The sequence below is a fragment of the Bradyrhizobium barranii subsp. barranii genome, assembly GCF_017565645.3.
GTDB lineage: Bacteria > Pseudomonadota > Alphaproteobacteria > Rhizobiales > Xanthobacteraceae > Bradyrhizobium > Bradyrhizobium barranii.
Window position 1 is genome coordinate 2735015 of record NZ_CP086136.1, and the last position, 15617, is coordinate 2750631.

Genomic DNA, 15617 nt, shown 5'->3' on the forward strand with positions numbered 1-15617 from the left:
CCTTAATAATGCGGCGGGGGCTCGTTGGCGGGGCCCGGCGCATTCGTCTCGGCTTCCTGAAGTCGCTCGCCGAGCTCCGCGATCTTCCGCGTCAGCGCGTCGATCTGCTTCCATTGCGCGGTGATCGTCTGGTTGAGCGTCTCGATCGTATCGTCCTGATAGGCGATGCGTGTCTCCAGCGTGTCGATGCGGTCGCCCAGCGTCTTGATGTCACTCGTCACGGTCGTGCCCCAATTCCTGTTCGCGTAGGCCCCGTTCGCGCAAGCCATGACCGAGTGCGACGCGCTCGTCGAATACAAAACATTCGCCGCGCCAGCGGCTCTGCGCCTCCGGCACCTCTTCCAGATATTTGAGAATACCGCCCTTGAGGTGATAGACCTCGGCAAAGCCGCGCGCGAGCAGATGCGCGCTCGCCTTCTCGCAGCGGATGCCGCCGGTGCAGAACATCGCGATCCTGCGATGCTTCGCCGGATCGAGCTGCTCGGCGGCAAAATCCTTGAACTGGCCAAAGCTCTTGATCTCAGGATCGACCGCACCCTCGAACGTGCCCATCGCCACCTCGAAGGCGTTGCGGGTGTCGAGCACCAGCGTGTCGGGTGCCGCGATCAGCGCGTTCCATTCGGCGGCCTCGACGTAGGTGCCGACCTGCCGCGTGGGATCGGCGGCCTCGTCGCCGAGCGTGACGATCTCCTTCTTCAGCCGGACCTTGAGCCGGCCGAACGGCATCGCCTCGGCGGTCGAGAATTTCAGCTCGAGATTGTTCAGCCGGCCGCCGAACAGGGCGCCGTGCGCGAGCTCGTGGACGAAGGCGTCGATCGCCTCGGGCGCACCCGCAATCGTGCCATTGATGCCTTCCTGGGCGAGCAGCACGCTGCCCTTGAGCGCGAGGCCTGCGCAGAACGCGCGCAACGGCTCGCGCAGCGCGCGATAATCGGGCAGGGCGGCGAATTGGTAAAAGGCAGCGACCTTGTGGATCATGGCGGCTCGTTTAGCAGGCGGCCGCCGCCCAGAAAACCCGCATGGCCCCGGACGGCAAAAGGTCTATACGCCCAGCGGATGGCAGCTATTTCGCTGGTATGCCAGCATTGCCCCGGCGGGCCGGAATGTGTCATGTAGGCCCGGTTTTTCCGAGACGGCGCGCCCTCCGCGCCGACGGCCCAAGAGAGCCCCCCAAGAGAGCCCTGAGAGAGCAGAACTTCGATGAGAAACTTCCATTTCCCCGGCAGGTCCACCGTCCACGCCACCAACGCGATGGTCGCGACCTCGCATCCGCAGGCCTCCCTGGCCGCGATCGAGGTGCTGCGCGAGGGCGGTACGGCGGTGGACGCGGCGGTGGCGGGTTCGGCGCTTCTCGGCGTGATCGAGCCGCAATCGACCGGCATCGGCGGCGACTGCTTTGCGCTGATCCAGCCGCGCGGCGAGGGCAAGATCATCGCCTATAACGGCTCCGGCCGGGCCCCGAAGGCGGCGAACGCCGATTGGTATCTCGAGCGCAAGATCAATTCCGTGCCGCTGACCTCGGCGCATGCGGTCTCGATCCCCGGCGTGATCGACGCCTTCGCGACCGCGCTGCGCGATCACGGCAAGTTCGGCTTCGACCGCCTGCTCCAGCCCGCGATCAAGGCGGCGGAAGAGGGCTACGTCGTCGCCCCGCGCATCGCCTTCGACTGGAAGAACCAGTTCGAGAAGCTGAAGGGTGGCACCAACACGGTGCGTTACCTGTTGCCCGGCGGCAAGCCGCCGGTCGCCGGCGACATCATCCGCCAGGCCGAGCTCGGCAAGACGCTGCGCGCGATCGCCAAGGACGGCCGCGACGCCTTCTACAAGGGCGCGATCGCGGAGGATATGGTCGAGACCCTCAGGGAGATCGGCGGCCTGCACACGCTCGACGATTTCGCCGCCCACACCACCGAGACGACGACGCCGATCGGTACCAACTACAAGGGTTACGACGTCTGGCAGTGCCCGCCGAACGGCCCGGGCGTCACCGCGCTCTTGATGCTCAACATCCTGTCGCGGTTCGATCTGACCAAGTACGCGCCGCTCAGCATCGAGCGCTTCCATCTCGAAGCCGAAGCCGCGCGCATCGCCTACATGAATCGCGAGATGCATGTCGCCGATCCCGAGCATATGAAGATCGACGTCGCCGAAATGCTCGCGAAGGGCTTTGCCGACGAGTACATCAGCAAGATCCGCATGGACGGTATGCTCGACCTGCCGAACGTCGCGCCGCCGATGAATCCCTCGACCATCTACATCACGGTCGTGGACAAGGATCGCAACGTCTGCTCGTTCATCAATTCGATCGCGCATTCGTTCGGCTCGGCGATCGTCTCGAACAAGACCGGCGTGCTGTTCCAGAACCGCGCCGGCGGCTTCCGCATCCAGCCCGGCCATCCCAATTGCATCGCCGGCGGCAAGCGCCCGCTGCACACGATCATGCCGAGCCTTCTCACGAAGGGTGGCCGCTCCGTGATGCCGTTCGCGGTGATGGGCGGACAGTACCAGCCGGTCGGCCAGACCCACGTCGTGACCAACATCCTCGACTATGGCTGCGACGTGCAGGAGGCGATCGACATGCCGCGCGGTCTGCACTACGAGGGCCAGTACCAGCTCGAGGACAGCGTACCTGCCGATATCGTCGAAGGCCTGAAAAAGCTCGGCCACAAGACCACCAGCGTGGTCGGCCCGCTCGGCGGCGCCCAGGCGATCTGGATCGACTGGGACAAGGGCACGCTCACCGGCGGTTCCGATCCGCGCAAGGACGGCTGCGCGCTGGGCTATTAAGGGCCGAGGGCTGGAAACGATTGCGTCGTTGCGCTAGACACCTTCCGCCTCAAACGGAAGGTCTCTTATGCAGCGTTTCCAACGCGCACTCCTAGCCATCATGTCGGCACTTGCGATCACCGTGATCGGCAGCGTGTCGACATTCGTTTACACCACGGCCTCGGCCCAGACCGCAGGAAAGACCATGACCACAGCTTCAGGCTTGCAGACCATTGATAGCGTTGTCGGCACCGGCGCCTCGCCGAAGCCCGGCCAGATCTGCGTGATGCACTACACCGGCTGGCTCTACGAGAACGGCCAGAAGGGCAAGAAATTCGACTCGTCGGTCGACCGTAACGAGCCGTTCGAGTTTCCGATCGGCAAGGGCCGCGTCATCGCCGGCTGGGACGAGGGCGTTGCCACGATGAAGGTCGGCGGCAAGCGTACGCTGATCATCCCGCCGCAACTCGGCTACGGCGCCCGCGGCGCCGGCGGCGTGATCCCGCCGAACGCGACTTTGATGTTCGACGTGGAATTGCTCGCGGTGAAGTGAGCCTACGTCGTCATGCCCGGGCTTGTCCCGGGCATCCACGTTCTTTCCTTCGTGCAGCCAAGACGTGGATGGCCGGGACAGGCCCGGCCATGACGGATAGAGATCAGCGCAAAACAAAAAGACCGGCCTCGCGGCCGGTCTTTTCGCTTTCAGATTGACGCGCGTCACTCCGCCGCGCGCTTTGCCGCAGCCGCGGCGCGATCGATTGCTTCCTTCGCGGCGTCCTTGGCGTCGCCCATGGCCTGCTGGCCCTTGCCCTTCACTTCCTGGACCACGCCTTCGCCCTTCAGGCGATCGGAACCGGTGGCTTCACCGATGCCCTGCTTGGCCTTGCCGATGGCCTCGTTGGCGGTGCCCTTGATCTTGTCGCTCGTGCTACCCATGAAACTCTCCTTCCAGTTGGCTCGCGAAAACAACGCCTGCCGACTACGAGAGTTCCGATTTTGGGTATGGCTTGATAGGCCCGCTTTGGTTAGCTTGCCGCGCACGGAACCAAAAACAGAAAGCAAGTCCCATGACCGGCCATGACCACACGCATTCCCACCATGACCACGATCATGACGATCGCTGGAAACATGACGGTGTGCGCGTCATTCCCGGCAATCAGCTCGATACCAACGTGCCGTCGACGGCCGGCATGGACCGCGCGGCCGCAATCAATTTCGCGCGCGTCGGCGCGCAGAAATTGTGGGCGGGCACGGTCAGCATCAAGCCGGACGCCAAGACCGGTGCGCATCACCACGGCCATCTCGAAAGCGTCATCTACGTGGTGAAGGGCAAGGCGCGGATGCGCTGGGGCGAGAGCCTGCAATTCACCGCGGAGGCCGGCCCCGGCGATTTCATCTTCGTCCCGCCCTACGTGCCGCATCAGGAGATCAACGCCAGCCGGGACGAGGTGCTGGAATGCGTGCTGGTGCGCAGCGACGGCGAGGCGGTCGCGATCAACCTCGACATCGAGCCGGTCGAGAAGCCCGAGACCGTGCTGTGGATCGACCCCGTCCACCGGGATCCCAACGAGAAGAAGTAAGGGCCTGAAAACCTGCTGGTTCTGTGCGACAGAACCACGCAGGCACAGCCTTCAAAAAATATTCGGAAGCCGTGTCGGATGGCCGTCGGGCCATCCGTCCTTGGGCAGAACCCCGCCCAAGGAGCCTCCGATGCCCAAAATGATTTTCGTCAATCTGCCGGTGACCGACCTCAAGCGCGCGACGGCCTTTTACGAGGCGGTCGGTGCGGTCAGGAACCCGCAATTCAGCGACGAGACGGCGAGCTGCATGGTCTTCTCCGAGACCATCTTCGCCATGCTCCTGACCCACGACAAATTCCGCAAGTTCACGCCGAAGCCGATCGCGGATGCCAAGACCTCGAACCAGGTGCTGCTCTGCCTCTCGGCCGACAGCCGCGTCGAGGTCGATGACGTCGTCGGCAAGGCCGAGGCCGCGGGCGGTGTGGCCGATCCAAGCCCGAAGGACGAATACAGCTTCATGTACGGCCGCAGCTTCGAGGATCCGGACGGTCATATGTGGGGCGTGAACTGGATGGACATGGCAGCCTTCGCCGCGCAGTCCGACATGGCGAACGCCTGACCGAAGCCAACGAACATCGACCATCTGAAGAGGAGCATTCACGATGTCCAAGCTCGTGCCCTGCATGTGGTTCAACGGCGATGCCGAGGAAGCCGCGAAGTTCTACGTGTCGCTCGTTCCGAACTCGGAAATCACGCACGTCCAGCGCAACGTTTCGGACGGCCCGTCCGGCAAGACAGGCTCCGTGCTCGTCGTCGAGTTCACGGTGGCCGGGCAGCCCCTGGTCGCGCTCAACGGCGGCATGAAGGTGGAATATACCCACGCAATCTCGCTGATGATCCATTGCGACGATCAAGTTCAGGTCAACAGCGTCTGGAGCGCGTTCCTTGCTCATGGCGGCAAGGAGCAGCAGTGCGGCTGGATCAGCGATCGCTGGGGCGTATCCTGGCAGGTGGTGCCGAAGGTGATGTTCGAATTCCTGTCGAGCCCCGACAAGGCAGCGGCTGCGCGCGCGATGCAAGCCATGATGAAGATGGTGAAGCTGGACGTGGATGTCTTACGTCGCGCGTTCGAGGGCAAGTCGGCGGCGTGAGGCCTATGGCCTTGCCACATGCTCACGGTCATCGCCCGGCTTGACCGGGCGATCCAATATTTCAGAGACGTTTGAGTGATGCGGAGAAGCTGCGGCGTACTGGATGCCCCGCCCCCCGTGCGCAATTGCGCACTAGGCGGGGCATGACAGCGGAATTTGGGGCGAGATCCCGCCCTAGTAATTAATCCTTAGCCCCACGCCGCCGTGGATGGTGTTCCCCACCGGCTGCGGGCCCAGCGTACCGTTGGCGAACAGGTCGACGATCCAGCCCTTCTGCACGCAGAAGCCGAGGCGGCCGCCATATTCGAACCAACCCTGGTTGCCCATCGTCGGCACCACCAGGCCGTCGCCGGTCACGGTGGCGACGATGCCGCCATGGCTGGCGAAGGACTGCACCCAGCCGCCATTGATGTTGGTCTCGATGTTGCTGCCGAAGAGGTGCGTCCACTGGCCGCCGATCTTGACCAGGCTGGTGCGGTCGGTGCCGGTCGCAATGGAGGCGTCGAACGGATTGAACGCCACGGCGCTGTCCGAATAGCCGGAGACGCGCTGCCAGAGCTGCCAGACTTCGATCGAGGCCGCGAATTCGTCGCGCGGGGACACGCGGCTCATCCAGCCGGCACGGCCATAGACGGCGTAGTTCGACGCGTTGGTCGAGCCCGTGACGCTCACCGGCCCGAGGCTGGTGTTGTAGCTGCGGGTGTAGCGCGCCTTCTCCCACGGCGTCAGGATGGTGCCGACGTCGAAGAACGGGCGCGACGAGCCCCAGTCGGTGAAATCATAGCGCAGAGCGAAGGCGCCGATCGGCGCGCTGGTGATGTTGTAGCCGCCCTCGCTGTATTGCGTGTAGGCGATGCCGGCGAGCAGCGAGAGGTTGATGGTCAGCTCCTTGCGGCCGTGAATACCGGCCGAGAACGAGCCGGCGGAGCCGAATGCGCTGATGCAGTCGCTGCAATTGACCTGCTCGTTGACGCCGAGCAGCACCGTGCCGAGTACTCGGTTGGTGATCATCTGGTTGAAGCGCTGGTTGGCGAGGCCGCCGATCGAATTGCCGCTGGAGTCCGCGCCGGTCGGGCCCGAAGGTGGAGGCGGTGGATACGGGCTCGGCGAGGACGACGGATAGGGGCTCGGCGAAGGCGAGGGGGTCGGTGTGGGTGTCGGCGACGGTGAATAGGTCGGCGATGGAGAGGGCGTCGGCCCACCGCATCCGGACTCGCAAGACGCCTGCGCTGCCGCCGGTCGCGCATTGAACGCGAAGAACGCAAACGCAGCGGTTGCGGTCAGCGCGGCGGCGAGGACGAGGCGTCTGACGTCGAGTTTCGCCATCATCACCGCCCGCACAGCATGCCGTCGTCGTGGACGGCAGGCGTGATGGTCGGCGAGGCGTCCGCATACTGGTTGACCGAGCACAGCCCGGCGCTTGCGGCGCAATTGGCGGCAAAGGTCCAGGGCGGCGTGTTGGTCTTGGTGATGCTGACCTTGCCGCCGGCCGAGGTGATGATTGCGGTGTCGCCGGGCTGGGTGAGCTGCACGCACTGGGAGCTCGTCGTGCAGACGCTGGCGGCACCGTCCTGGAGCACGACGACGGAGCGGCCGCGCTGGGAGAGGATGTCGAGCGTGGTGCCGCGAACGCCGATGGTCGCGAGCGGTGTCGTGATCTTGTAGGCGGTCTTTTCCGAATGTCCGGTGACGAAACGGAATGCGCCTGTGGTCATGCGGATCGCGACGTCGCGATAGCTGTGCTCGTCGTTGAAGACGGTGCGGTCGAGCTTCAGCGTGGCGCTCGGGCCCAGCGAGAGGTTGGTGCTGTCGGCCATGACGAAGCGCGCGGCGCTGTCGGCACCGGTGCGCACGGTCTCGTCGCGCAGCATGCTGTCGCCGACACTGATCGGCGTCGTGGTCGTGGCCACGCGCACCACGTCGTTCTGGATCACGACGGCTTCGCCGACGCGCGTCTGCGCCTGCGCGCAAGGCGCCGCGCAGACGAGTGCCGACAACAGAGTTGGGAAAAGCCAGAAACGCAAATTCATTTCGCAACCGATCGATATGTCCCTGATCGTACCGGATCGCGCGCGCTTCTGATGTGGCGAAATTATCACAAGCGGCGCTGGACGTGCGTTATGCTTAGTGACAGTTGCGGCAGAATGCGTTCAATGAAAAGTGCCGTCTTTGTTTTTCTCCGCGGTGAAGCAGATTTGCCACGCAAAATAGCCCCACAGCAGCCGTTCGAATTGCCCGCGGTTCCGAAGGTGTCGCAGAGCGCAGTGATCGCTGTCGCGATTTTCCTGGTCGCGCATCTTGCGTTGCTGATCGGCCTGACGGCGCCGGAGAAGTTCGTCTTCGACGAGGTGCACTACGTGCCGGCGGCACGGCAGATGCTGGCACCCACGCTATCGCAACCGATGCTCAACCCGATGCATCCGCCGCTGGCCAAGGAGCTGATCGCGGCATCGATCGCAGCCTTCGGCGACAATGCGCTGGGCTGGCGCTATCCGTCGACCTTGTTCGGCGCGCTCGCGATCGTCGCGATCTATCTGTGCGGGCTCGCGCTGTTCTCCGCGCAAGGCCCGGCGATCGCCGCCGCGGCGATCGCGGGCTTCAACCAGATGCTTTACGTGCAGGCGCGTATCGCCATGCTGGACATTTACGCGCTCGGATTCGGCCTGCTCGCGATTGCCGCCTTCATGCACGGCTTTCGAAGAGAGCGCCCGCATGCGTTGTTCGCGCTCGCGGGCGCCTTGTTTGGTCTCGCCGCGGTTTGCAAATGGAGCGGCCTGTTTCCGCTCGGCATCTGCATCGTTGTGGTTGCGGTGATCCGGCTGATGCAGGGCTGGCGCACGCTGTTCGCCGACGCGAAGCCGAGTGACTGGTATCGGCCCGATCTCTGGCCCGATCTTCGCGTGCAGCATGTCGCGCTCTGCTTCGCCGTGCTGCCGGCGCTGACATATCTTGCCGCCTTCGTGCCGCTCTACGGAGCGTCGCTGCCGGATCTGATCGAGGCGCAGCGCCGGATATTCGCCGACAACACCACGACCGCGATCGCCGGCCATACCTATATGAGCGCGTGGCCATCCTGGCCGCTGCTCGCGCGCCCGGTGTGGTTCCTGTTCGACAAGACCTCGGAGAACAATGTCTCCGCGATCGTCTTCCTCGGCAATCCGCTGGTCGCGTGGCCGGCGCTGCTCGCGCTCGCCGTCGTGCTGCGCGACTTCATCGTCGCGCGGCGCTGGGATGCGTTCCTGATCGCGGCGTTCTATTTCGGCTCCTGGCTCGCCTGGGCTTTGCTACCGCGCACGCTCGGCTTCCTCTACTATTATCTGCCGGCCGCAACGGTGGCGTCGCTTGCGCTGGTCTATGTGCTGCGACGGGAGGGGCTGCCGCGCTGGCTGCTGTGGGCCTATGTCGGGGGCGCGGCGATCGGCTTTGCGGTGATGCTGCCGATCTCGGCGGCCTTCATCGGCACGTCCATGCAGACGTTCAACCGGTTGATGCTGTTCCAGAGCTGGATATGAAATCGCCGCCTGTCACGATCGTGGCAGGCGGCGTGTTTCACGCGGCGATGACTTGAATTTCACTTGGACAATTTTACTTGGACGCCGTCGTCTTGGCTTCCATGTTCACGACCTGAACGCGGCGGTTGATCGGGTCGGCGCCGTTGGCGGTGTCCTTCAATTTGGTCTTGCCATAGCCGACGGTGACGAGATCGGTGCCGTTGAGACTATAGTTCTGCACTAGGTACTTCTTGATGGTGTCGGCGCGACGTTCGGAGAGCCCTTGATTGTACTCCTCGCCGCCGACCGCATCGGTGTGGCCGGCGACCACGAAGGTCGAGCCCTTCAGCGACGGATCGGACAGCGCCTTGCCGAGCGCCTGCACCGACGGCACCGACGTCTTGGCGATGTCGGCCGAGTTGTAGTCGAACTGGATCTCCAGATCGATCCTCGGCTTGGTGGCGGCGAGCTCGGCGATCTGCTCGCGCTCGCCCATCGAGAGCGACCGGGTCGAGCGGTTGCGCACCGTGTTAAGGAACGTCGCTTCCTTGGCCTGCGCGGTCGGATCGGCCTGCGGACCGACGGACAGGCCGCGGGTTGCCGGCTTCGGCTTCAGCGCATCCAGGATCTGGTTGGCGGAGACGTTATCGCCGGCGAAAGCCAGGCCCGCCGTCATCGACAGCGCGGCCGTGAGGGTAATCGCCTTCAGTCCAAAAAACCTATCAAAACGGGTCATTGTCGTATCCTCGCTGTTACGCCTGATGGCGATTTGATGTTGCGAGCGTAGGGAAGGTTCAACAGCCTCGATGTGATGCGGGTCACATTCCAGATGGCCGAAATGACCCGTGCATCCTGGCGCCGGCGCCGATCGGCATCCATGGCGTGTCGGGCCAGCGGCGGTGCCCTGCCACCGGGAAGAACCGTTGTCTCGTTCGGCGTCGACAGCGGATTGCTGAACCGGTTGGACTCGCTGACCGCGCAGGTACAATCTTTCGGTCATTGTTCGTCGCCAGCCGTATTGCCCGCTGCGTCAGCAGCCCAAAAAGCGACCGTCGCAGCGACTCTCAGCTCGGTTCGAGCAGCAGAAATCCCCGAGTGATCCAGATCACAGTGCGTCGTCGTGAACTGGATCAGATTGCTCTCATCGGATCGGCTCAGGCCGAACCGAGAGCAGCGAGGAAGTTTGGATCAGGGGAGAATGATCATGCGCTTCTTGATCGCAGCAATTTCAATCGCAGTATTTCTCGTCAGCGGCAACGCGGCCTTCGCGGACAAGCGCGTCGCCTTCGTGGTCGGCAATGCCGCCTACAAGAATGTCCCGCAGCTTCCCAACCCCGCGATCGACTCCAAGGCGATGGCCAGGGTGCTGCGCAATGTCGGCTTCGACGTCGTCGAGGGCGCCAACCTCACCCGCGACGCCATGACCGCGAAGCTTCTGGAGTTCGGCAAGAAGAGCGAAGGCGCCGACGTCGCTGTGTTCTTCTATGCCGGCCACGGGATCGCCGTGAACGGCGTCAACTATCTGCTGCCGGTCGACGCAGACCTGAAATCCGAGATGGACGTCAAGCTGGGCGCGGCGATCAATGTCGACCTCACGCTCGATCAGACCATGTCGGACGCGAAGGTGAAGCTCGTATTCCTGGACGCCTGCCGCGACAATCCGTTCGCGGCAAAGATCCGCTCGGCCAAGGCCACTCGCTCCGTCAACGTCCAGACCGGTCTTGCCGAGATGAAGTCGGGCGAGGGCACGCTGATTGCCTTTGCCACTGGCCCCGGCCAGACCGCGCTCGACGGCGAGGCCGGCACCAACAGCCCGTTCACCCGCGCGCTCGTCGCCAACATTGCCCAGCCCGGGATCGAGATCCAGCAGGCGATGACCAAGGTCCGTGCCCAGGTCAGTGACGAGACCAGCAAGGGGCAATTGCCCTGGGGGCACACCAACCTGACGACGTCTATCTCAATCCGGTTGGCGTGCCGGCTGCGGCCACGACCGATTCGTCGAACGCACCGGTGTTGGCCGCGAGCAAGCAAGGCTCCGACGTCGAGCTCGAGTTCTGGCGCTCGATCAGGGACTCCAACAAGGTCGAGGAGCTCAACGCCTATCTCACCAGCTATCCCAACGGCACGTTCAAATCGATCGCGCTCGCCCGCATCGCGGCGTTGCAGGATGGTCCATCCATCACCACCCGCAACCTCTCGGCCGGGATCGATCCTGCGACCTTTACGGAAGAAGCCAACCAGGTGTCTGAAGACCAGATCGGGCTGGACAAGAACCAGCGCCGCGACGTGCAGCGCCGCCTCACCGGGCTCGGCTTCGACGTCAAGGCAACGGGCAAGTTCGACGATGAGACCCGTTCCGTGATGAGACGGTGGCAGGCTGCCCGTGGCTATCCTGCGACCGGTTATCTCAACAAGCTCCAGCACAAGGCCCTGCTGTCGGAGATTGTCTCGACCCGCGCAGCCTCCTCCGAACAGGCAGACGACGAGCCGGCGCGTCGCCGGTCCTCCGGCGGTGGCGGCCGGCGCCATTACGGCGGTGGCGGTGCCGGTCCGCCAGGCGGCCCCGGCGGTCTGTTCGGCGGTATGATGGGCGGGTTGTTCGGCCGCCGCTGAGCCGGCAGGCAAGCAACAGGCGGCCCGGTTCGGGCCGCCAATTTTGTTCCGGAAACCCTTGCTCACCGATCGTCGCAAAGCCGTCGCGTGATGGCCTGCGTGCGAACAAGAATTCGGCCAGTTGGGCGCCTAGCAGGACTCCGCGTCCAATAACCGCCGAGGAACGGAGCCGAGTTCAGTCCAGTGCCCAGGCCGAGTGATTACCAGTTCTATCGTGGCGGGCCGCCGGATCGGACAGTCTTTCTGAGCTCAATGCCCATCTATGTCGGTGCGGCGATGATCGCGGTGGCGATCCTGCTGTCCACGCTGATCACCGGGCTGACCAGCCGCTATGTCGGCCTCGACGGTCCGAACGACGAGAACATGTGGCTGGTCGACCGCCTCACCGGCAGCGTCTATCGTTGCCAGGCGGACGGGCGTGGCAAGGCGTCCTGCGAACCTGACGTTGCCACCGGCAGCCTCGGTGACCGGCCCAAGGTGCAAAAGAACGGCAATTGAGGCCTTGCACCTTCGCAGCGCAGCCATGGCCAACACCGTTATGAGCAACGGCAAGATGAAGAGCGCCTGCATGCATTAAATGAAGGCGCAGAAGGCCATGTCGATGAAGTAAGGCGCGAGGCGCGCACGGTTCGGCCGCGCTGTCAGCAGTTGGCAGCGCGGCTTTTTCTTGAGAAAGCTTCTTTGGCGTCTCTCTTTTTCCTGGCGCGAATCCGGCTACATTGCCTCCTGCAATGTCACGCGCGCCCAAACCCTTTCCGATCCCCACGACACAGGCCCGGCAGATCTGGCTGCATGCCCAGCGGCTGGACGAGCGCGCGCCGTTCGGGGAGGGGGCGCGCGCGGTGGCGGATGCGATCGACCATCTCGGTTATGTGCAGATCGACACCATCAACGTCATCGAGCGCAGCCACCACCACATCCTGTTCAGCCGCATTCCGTCCTACCGGCGTGCCGATTTGCGCCAGGCCCAGAGCGTCGACCGGAGCGTGTTCGAATACTGGACCCATGCGCTGTCCTATGTGCCGGCGAACGATTTTCGCTTCTTCCTGCCGGCGATGCGCGAGCACCGGCGCGAGGGGCACAAATGGTACGCCTCGGTCAAGCCGGCCGATACGCGCAAGGTGATGCGGCTCCTGCGCGCCGGTCCGCTGACGATCCGCGACATCGAGGACGACGTGCTCACCGAGAAGGAGCATCTCTGGCAGAGCCGAAAACCCTCGAAGCGGGCTTTGCAGCTCGCCTTCTACACCGGCGTCGCGACCGTCAGCGCGCGCCAGGGCATGCTCAAGACCTATGAGCTGATGACGCGGCACTTCGGCTGGGACAAGCTGCCGAAGCCGGCGTCGGCGAGAGACATCACGGCCTATCTGCTCGACCGCGCACTGCGGTCGCAGGGCGTGGTCAGTCTGGATTCGATCTGCCACCTCGATGCGCCGAGCAAGAAGGCGATCGCGCAGTTGGTCGCCTCGCGCGTCCGCCGCGGCGAGCTCGTGCCCGTTGCGATCGAGGGCGCGGGCAAGCAGGAGCATTGGGCCGCGCCTGCGGCGCTGGAGCCGGGTGAGGGCGCTGCGCCCGATCTCGTTCACATCCTCTCGCCGTTCGATCCCCTGATCATCCAGCGCAAGCGCACCAATCTGTTCTTCGGCTACAACCACCTGTTCGAAGCCTATGTGCCGAAGGCCAAGCGCAAGCTCGGCTATTTCGCGTTGCCCGTGCTGGTCGGCGACGAGATCGTCGCGGCGCTTGACCTCAAGACCGATAGGCAGGCGAAAAAGCTGCTGATGCAGAAATGGACCTGGGTTGGGCAGGGGAAGAAGACGGCGGGGCGCAAGGAGCTGAAGCGCGTGATCGAGGAGGAGCTCGATCGCTTCGAGCGGTTTCAATTGGCGGAGTGAGTGGCGCTCGCCGTGGCTTCGGTCTCGTAGGGTGGGCAAAGCGACTTGTCCGCCGTAGCTCGAAGAGCGAAGGCGGAAGCGTGCCGACCATCGTGGTCCGCGAAGGAGAATGGTGGGCACGGCGCTAACGCGCCTTTGCCCACCCTACAAGACCATCAATCCAAACGCCAAACGCAATCCCGACCGCATAAGCCACCAGATTCCACAGCGAGAAGATCCGGCCGAGCAGCAGCGCGCCCGCGGTGGTGAGCCGAAACGCATCGAGCCAGGGCGCATGCACCAGCCGGGAGAACTCGACGACGATCGCGATCGCCACGGCGATGGCTGCAAGTCGGCTCCGAGTCAGGCGCGGCAGCAAAACCCCGACCAGCAGAAACACCATCGTCGCCCACAGCAGCGAGCCGCCGTACTTCACGACGAAGGCGGGAAGGCCAAGCGGAAAGCCGTACCAGCGCAAGGACAGCCCGCAGGCGATCACGAACAGCGCGAGGGCGGCGCGGATCAATGATTTCTGTCGCAGCGCAACGGTGTTGACCGGTTGCGCCCCGTGCATTGCTCGCTCCATTGACTCTTTGCCCGCGATGCTCAAAACCGCAACCAGCCCATAAAAGCAACAACCCCGGGGGGAAGCCATGAGCCAGACCACGACCTATGCCGGTTCCGCCGGCTCAGCCAAGTCGGAAATCGAGACCTCGACGATCCGCGCCATCTCCTGGCGCCTGATTCCGTTCCTGGTGCTGGGCTACTTCTTCTCATATCTCGACCGCGTCAATCTCGGCTTCGCCGCGCTGACCATGAACGCGGAGCTGAAGTTCACGCCGCTGATCTTCTCCTGGGGCGCCGGCATCTTCTTCATCGGCTATTTCATTTTCGAGGTGCCGAGCAATCTGGCGCTGGAGAAGTTCGGCGCGAGCCGCTGGATCGCCCGCATCATGGTGACCTGGGGCATCATCTCGGCGCTGATGGCGCTGGTCAGCGGGGTGACGAGCTTCTACGTCCTGCGCTTCCTGCTTGGCGTCGCCGAGGCCGGCTTCTTCCCCGGCATCATCCTCTATCTCACCTACTGGTACCCGGCCGAGTATCGCGCCCGCTTCCTCGCCGCCTTCGCCATCGCCGTGCCGGTCTCCACCGTGATCGGCGCGCCGGTCTCGGGCCTGCTGCTCGGGCTCGACGGCGCGATGGGGCTGAAGGGCTGGCAGTGGCTGTTCATCATCGAGGGCATCCCCTCGGTGCTGCTGGGCATCGTCACCTGGTTCTATCTCACCGACAAGCCGGAGAAGGCGGACTGGCTCTCGGCCGATCAGAAGGCCTGGCTCAAGTCCAGGCTCGATTCGGAAATCGCGGCCAAGCAGGCGGTGAAGCATCTTTCGCTCGGCGAAGCGCTGTCGTCGCCGAAGGTGATCATGCTGAGCCTGGTCTATTTCGGTTTCGTCGGCGCGCTCTATGGCATGCAGTTCTGGCTGCCGCAGATCGTCAAGGCGTTCGGCCTCACCAACGCCCAGACCGGCTTTGTCACAGCGATCCCGTATCTGTTCGGCACCATCGCCATGATCCTGTGGGCGCGGCATTCCGATGCGACGCGCGAGCGCGTGATGCATGTCGGCGCGCCGCTGCTGCTCACCGCCGTTGCGCTTGCCGTCTCCTCCTATCTCACCGATCCCACCATGACGATGGTGGTGCTCACCGTCGCGGCGATCGGCGTGTTCTGCTGCTTCGGCGTGTTCTGGACCCTGCCGACCGCCTGGCTCTCCGGCACGGCGGCGGCCGGCGCCATCGCGCTGATCAACTCGATCGGCAACCTCGCCGGCTTCGGCGGGCCCTACCTGATCGGCTGGGTCAAGGAAGCCACCGGCCAGACCTCGACCGGCTTGCTGGTGCTGGCCGTCCTGCCCCTGATCGCCGGCATTTTGGTTTTTGTCGGCGGCCACGAGAGCAAGCACGAGTTCGCCGGGCAGGGGCGGTAGGCCGCCAGCACCGCTGCGTAGCCCGGATGGAGCGAAGCGAAATCCGGGACTGCTCGAGCTACAACCTGCAGGCCCCGGATTGCGCTGCGCTCCATCCGGGCTACGGACTCTCGTAGGGTGGACAAAGGCGCGCTTTGCGCCGTGCCTACCATTTTCCTGATTCCGGCAGGCATGGTGGGCACGCTTCGCTTTGCCCACCCTACAATCGCACCCTCCC

General features: G+C 64.2%; 16 protein-coding genes and 1 pseudogene. 10 read left to right on the forward strand and 7 right to left on the reverse strand.

What is annotated here, in order from left to right:
* Window positions 1–2: 2 nt before the first annotated feature.
* Together J4G43_RS13175 and trhO are read right to left on the reverse strand one after the other, a co-directional pair.
* Window positions 3–221 (reverse strand): SlyX family protein, encoded by a 219-nt coding sequence (locus J4G43_RS13175; RefSeq protein ID WP_166084628.1) that lies wholly within the window; start codon window positions 219–221, stop codon window positions 3–5.
* Entirely contained in the window at window positions 211–978 is a 768-nt protein-coding gene (gene trhO, locus J4G43_RS13180; RefSeq protein WP_208085059.1) for an oxygen-dependent tRNA uridine(34) hydroxylase TrhO, read from the reverse strand. Before trhO ends, J4G43_RS13175 begins: the two co-directional genes overlap by 11 nt.
* Window positions 979–1200: 222 nt before the next feature.
* On the opposite strand from trhO, the gene ggt reads away from it, so the two are divergent.
* Window positions 1201–2787: a gamma-glutamyltransferase gene (gene ggt, locus J4G43_RS13185; RefSeq protein WP_208085060.1), complete on the forward strand. Its 1587-nt coding sequence runs from the start codon at window positions 1201–1203 to the stop codon at window positions 2785–2787.
* Between the two features lie 67 nt (window positions 2788–2854).
* Window positions 2855–3319 (forward strand): FKBP-type peptidyl-prolyl cis-trans isomerase, encoded by a 465-nt coding sequence (locus tag J4G43_RS13190; RefSeq protein ID WP_208085061.1) that lies wholly within the window; start codon window positions 2855–2857, stop codon window positions 3317–3319.
* Between the two features lie 164 nt (window positions 3320–3483).
* On the opposite strand, the gene J4G43_RS13195 is transcribed toward J4G43_RS13190, so the two are convergent.
* Window positions 3484–3702, reverse strand: coding sequence for a CsbD family protein (locus tag J4G43_RS13195; protein ID WP_028148583.1), 219 nt, complete (start codon window positions 3700–3702; stop codon window positions 3484–3486).
* A gap of 131 nt (window positions 3703–3833) precedes the next feature.
* Between J4G43_RS13195 and J4G43_RS13200 the strand changes: the two genes are divergently transcribed.
* From J4G43_RS13200 to J4G43_RS13210, 3 genes are all read left to right on the forward strand, one after another.
* A complete protein-coding gene (locus J4G43_RS13200; protein ID WP_028148584.1) occupies window positions 3834–4346 on the forward strand; it encodes a cupin domain-containing protein in 513 nt (170 codons plus the stop codon).
* 130 nt (window positions 4347–4476) lie between these two features.
* Window positions 4477–4905 (forward strand): VOC family protein, encoded by a 429-nt coding sequence (locus tag J4G43_RS13205; RefSeq protein WP_085399112.1) that lies wholly within the window; start codon window positions 4477–4479, stop codon window positions 4903–4905.
* A 43-nt stretch (window positions 4906–4948) separates the two neighbouring features.
* On the forward strand, window positions 4949–5437 hold the full coding sequence (locus J4G43_RS13210; protein ID WP_208085062.1) for a VOC family protein: 489 nt from the start codon (window positions 4949–4951) through the stop codon (window positions 5435–5437).
* A gap of 174 nt (window positions 5438–5611) precedes the next feature.
* Here J4G43_RS13210 and J4G43_RS13215 read toward each other — a convergent pair whose 3' ends face one another.
* Window positions 5612–6763 (reverse strand): hypothetical protein, encoded by a 1152-nt coding sequence (locus tag J4G43_RS13215; protein WP_208085063.1) that lies wholly within the window; start codon window positions 6761–6763, stop codon window positions 5612–5614.
* Between the two features lie 2 nt (window positions 6764–6765).
* The gene (locus J4G43_RS13220) at window positions 6766–7467 is read right to left on the reverse strand and encodes a FecR family protein (protein ID WP_063985207.1); all 702 of its coding nucleotides are present in this window, start codon (window positions 7465–7467) and stop codon (window positions 6766–6768) included.
* A gap of 51 nt (window positions 7468–7518) precedes the next feature.
* Here J4G43_RS13220 and J4G43_RS13225 point away from each other — a divergent pair, with 51 nt between their 5' ends.
* Window positions 7519–8949: a phospholipid carrier-dependent glycosyltransferase gene (locus tag J4G43_RS13225; protein ID WP_208085064.1), complete on the forward strand. Its 1431-nt coding sequence runs from the start codon at window positions 7519–7521 to the stop codon at window positions 8947–8949.
* Between the two features lie 73 nt (window positions 8950–9022).
* On the opposite strand, the gene J4G43_RS13230 is transcribed toward J4G43_RS13225, so the two are convergent.
* On the reverse strand, window positions 9023–9664 hold the full coding sequence (locus J4G43_RS13230) for an OmpA family protein (protein WP_208085065.1): 642 nt from the start codon (window positions 9662–9664) through the stop codon (window positions 9023–9025).
* A gap of 468 nt (window positions 9665–10132) precedes the next feature.
* Here J4G43_RS13230 and J4G43_RS13235 point away from each other — a divergent pair.
* The 3 genes and pseudogenes from J4G43_RS13235 (at window position 10133) to J4G43_RS13245 (ending at window position 13436) form a co-directional block, all read left to right on the forward strand.
* Window positions 10133–11541: pseudogene (locus J4G43_RS13235) on the forward strand (caspase family protein).
* A 252-nt stretch (window positions 11542–11793) separates the two neighbouring features.
* Entirely contained in the window at window positions 11794–12039 is a 246-nt protein-coding gene (locus J4G43_RS13240) for a hypothetical protein (protein WP_208085066.1), read from the forward strand.
* Between the two features lie 233 nt (window positions 12040–12272).
* Complete coding sequence (locus J4G43_RS13245) at window positions 12273–13436, forward strand: winged helix-turn-helix domain-containing protein (protein WP_208085067.1); 1164 nt, start codon at window positions 12273–12275, stop codon at window positions 13434–13436.
* A gap of 124 nt (window positions 13437–13560) precedes the next feature.
* On the opposite strand, the gene J4G43_RS13250 is transcribed toward J4G43_RS13245, so the two are convergent.
* Window positions 13561–13989 (reverse strand): ribosomal maturation YjgA family protein, encoded by a 429-nt coding sequence (locus J4G43_RS13250; RefSeq protein ID WP_208089313.1) that lies wholly within the window; start codon window positions 13987–13989, stop codon window positions 13561–13563.
* Between the two features lie 79 nt (window positions 13990–14068).
* Here J4G43_RS13250 and J4G43_RS13255 point away from each other — a divergent pair, with 79 nt between their 5' ends.
* On the forward strand, window positions 14069–15400 hold the full coding sequence (locus J4G43_RS13255; RefSeq protein WP_208085068.1) for an MFS transporter: 1332 nt from the start codon (window positions 14069–14071) through the stop codon (window positions 15398–15400).
* Window positions 15401–15617 lie beyond the last annotated feature (217 nt).

Excerpts from the sequence above, each read along its gene's own strand:
- trhO (WP_208085059.1), bottom strand. The coding sequence starts at position 978 with ATGATCCACAAGGTCGCTGCCTTTTACCAATTCGCCGCCCTGCCCGAT.
- ggt (WP_208085060.1), top strand. The coding sequence starts at position 1,201 with ATGAGAAACTTCCATTTCCCCGGCAGGTCCACCGTCCACGCCACCAAC.
- J4G43_RS13190 (WP_208085061.1), top strand. The coding sequence starts at position 2,855 with ATGCAGCGTTTCCAACGCGCACTCCTAGCCATCATGTCGGCACTTGCG.
- J4G43_RS13195 (WP_028148583.1), bottom strand. The coding sequence starts at position 3,702 with ATGGGTAGCACGAGCGACAAGATCAAGGGCACCGCCAACGAGGCCATC.
- J4G43_RS13200 (WP_028148584.1), top strand. The coding sequence starts at position 3,834 with ATGACCGGCCATGACCACACGCATTCCCACCATGACCACGATCATGAC.
- J4G43_RS13205 (WP_085399112.1), top strand. The coding sequence starts at position 4,477 with ATGCCCAAAATGATTTTCGTCAATCTGCCGGTGACCGACCTCAAGCGC.
- J4G43_RS13210 (WP_208085062.1), top strand. The coding sequence starts at position 4,949 with ATGTCCAAGCTCGTGCCCTGCATGTGGTTCAACGGCGATGCCGAGGAA.
- J4G43_RS13215 (WP_208085063.1), bottom strand. The coding sequence starts at position 6,763 with ATGGCGAAACTCGACGTCAGACGCCTCGTCCTCGCCGCCGCGCTGACC.
- J4G43_RS13220 (WP_063985207.1), bottom strand. The coding sequence starts at position 7,467 with ATGAATTTGCGTTTCTGGCTTTTCCCAACTCTGTTGTCGGCACTCGTC.
- J4G43_RS13225 (WP_208085064.1), top strand. The coding sequence starts at position 7,519 with ATGTGGCGAAATTATCACAAGCGGCGCTGGACGTGCGTTATGCTTAGT.
- J4G43_RS13230 (WP_208085065.1), bottom strand. The coding sequence starts at position 9,664 with ATGACCCGTTTTGATAGGTTTTTTGGACTGAAGGCGATTACCCTCACG.
- J4G43_RS13240 (WP_208085066.1), top strand. The coding sequence starts at position 11,794 with ATGCCCATCTATGTCGGTGCGGCGATGATCGCGGTGGCGATCCTGCTG.
- J4G43_RS13245 (WP_208085067.1), top strand. The coding sequence starts at position 12,273 with ATGTCACGCGCGCCCAAACCCTTTCCGATCCCCACGACACAGGCCCGG.
- J4G43_RS13250 (WP_208089313.1), bottom strand. The coding sequence starts at position 13,989 with ATGCACGGGGCGCAACCGGTCAACACCGTTGCGCTGCGACAGAAATCA.
- J4G43_RS13255 (WP_208085068.1), top strand. The coding sequence starts at position 14,069 with ATGAGCCAGACCACGACCTATGCCGGTTCCGCCGGCTCAGCCAAGTCG.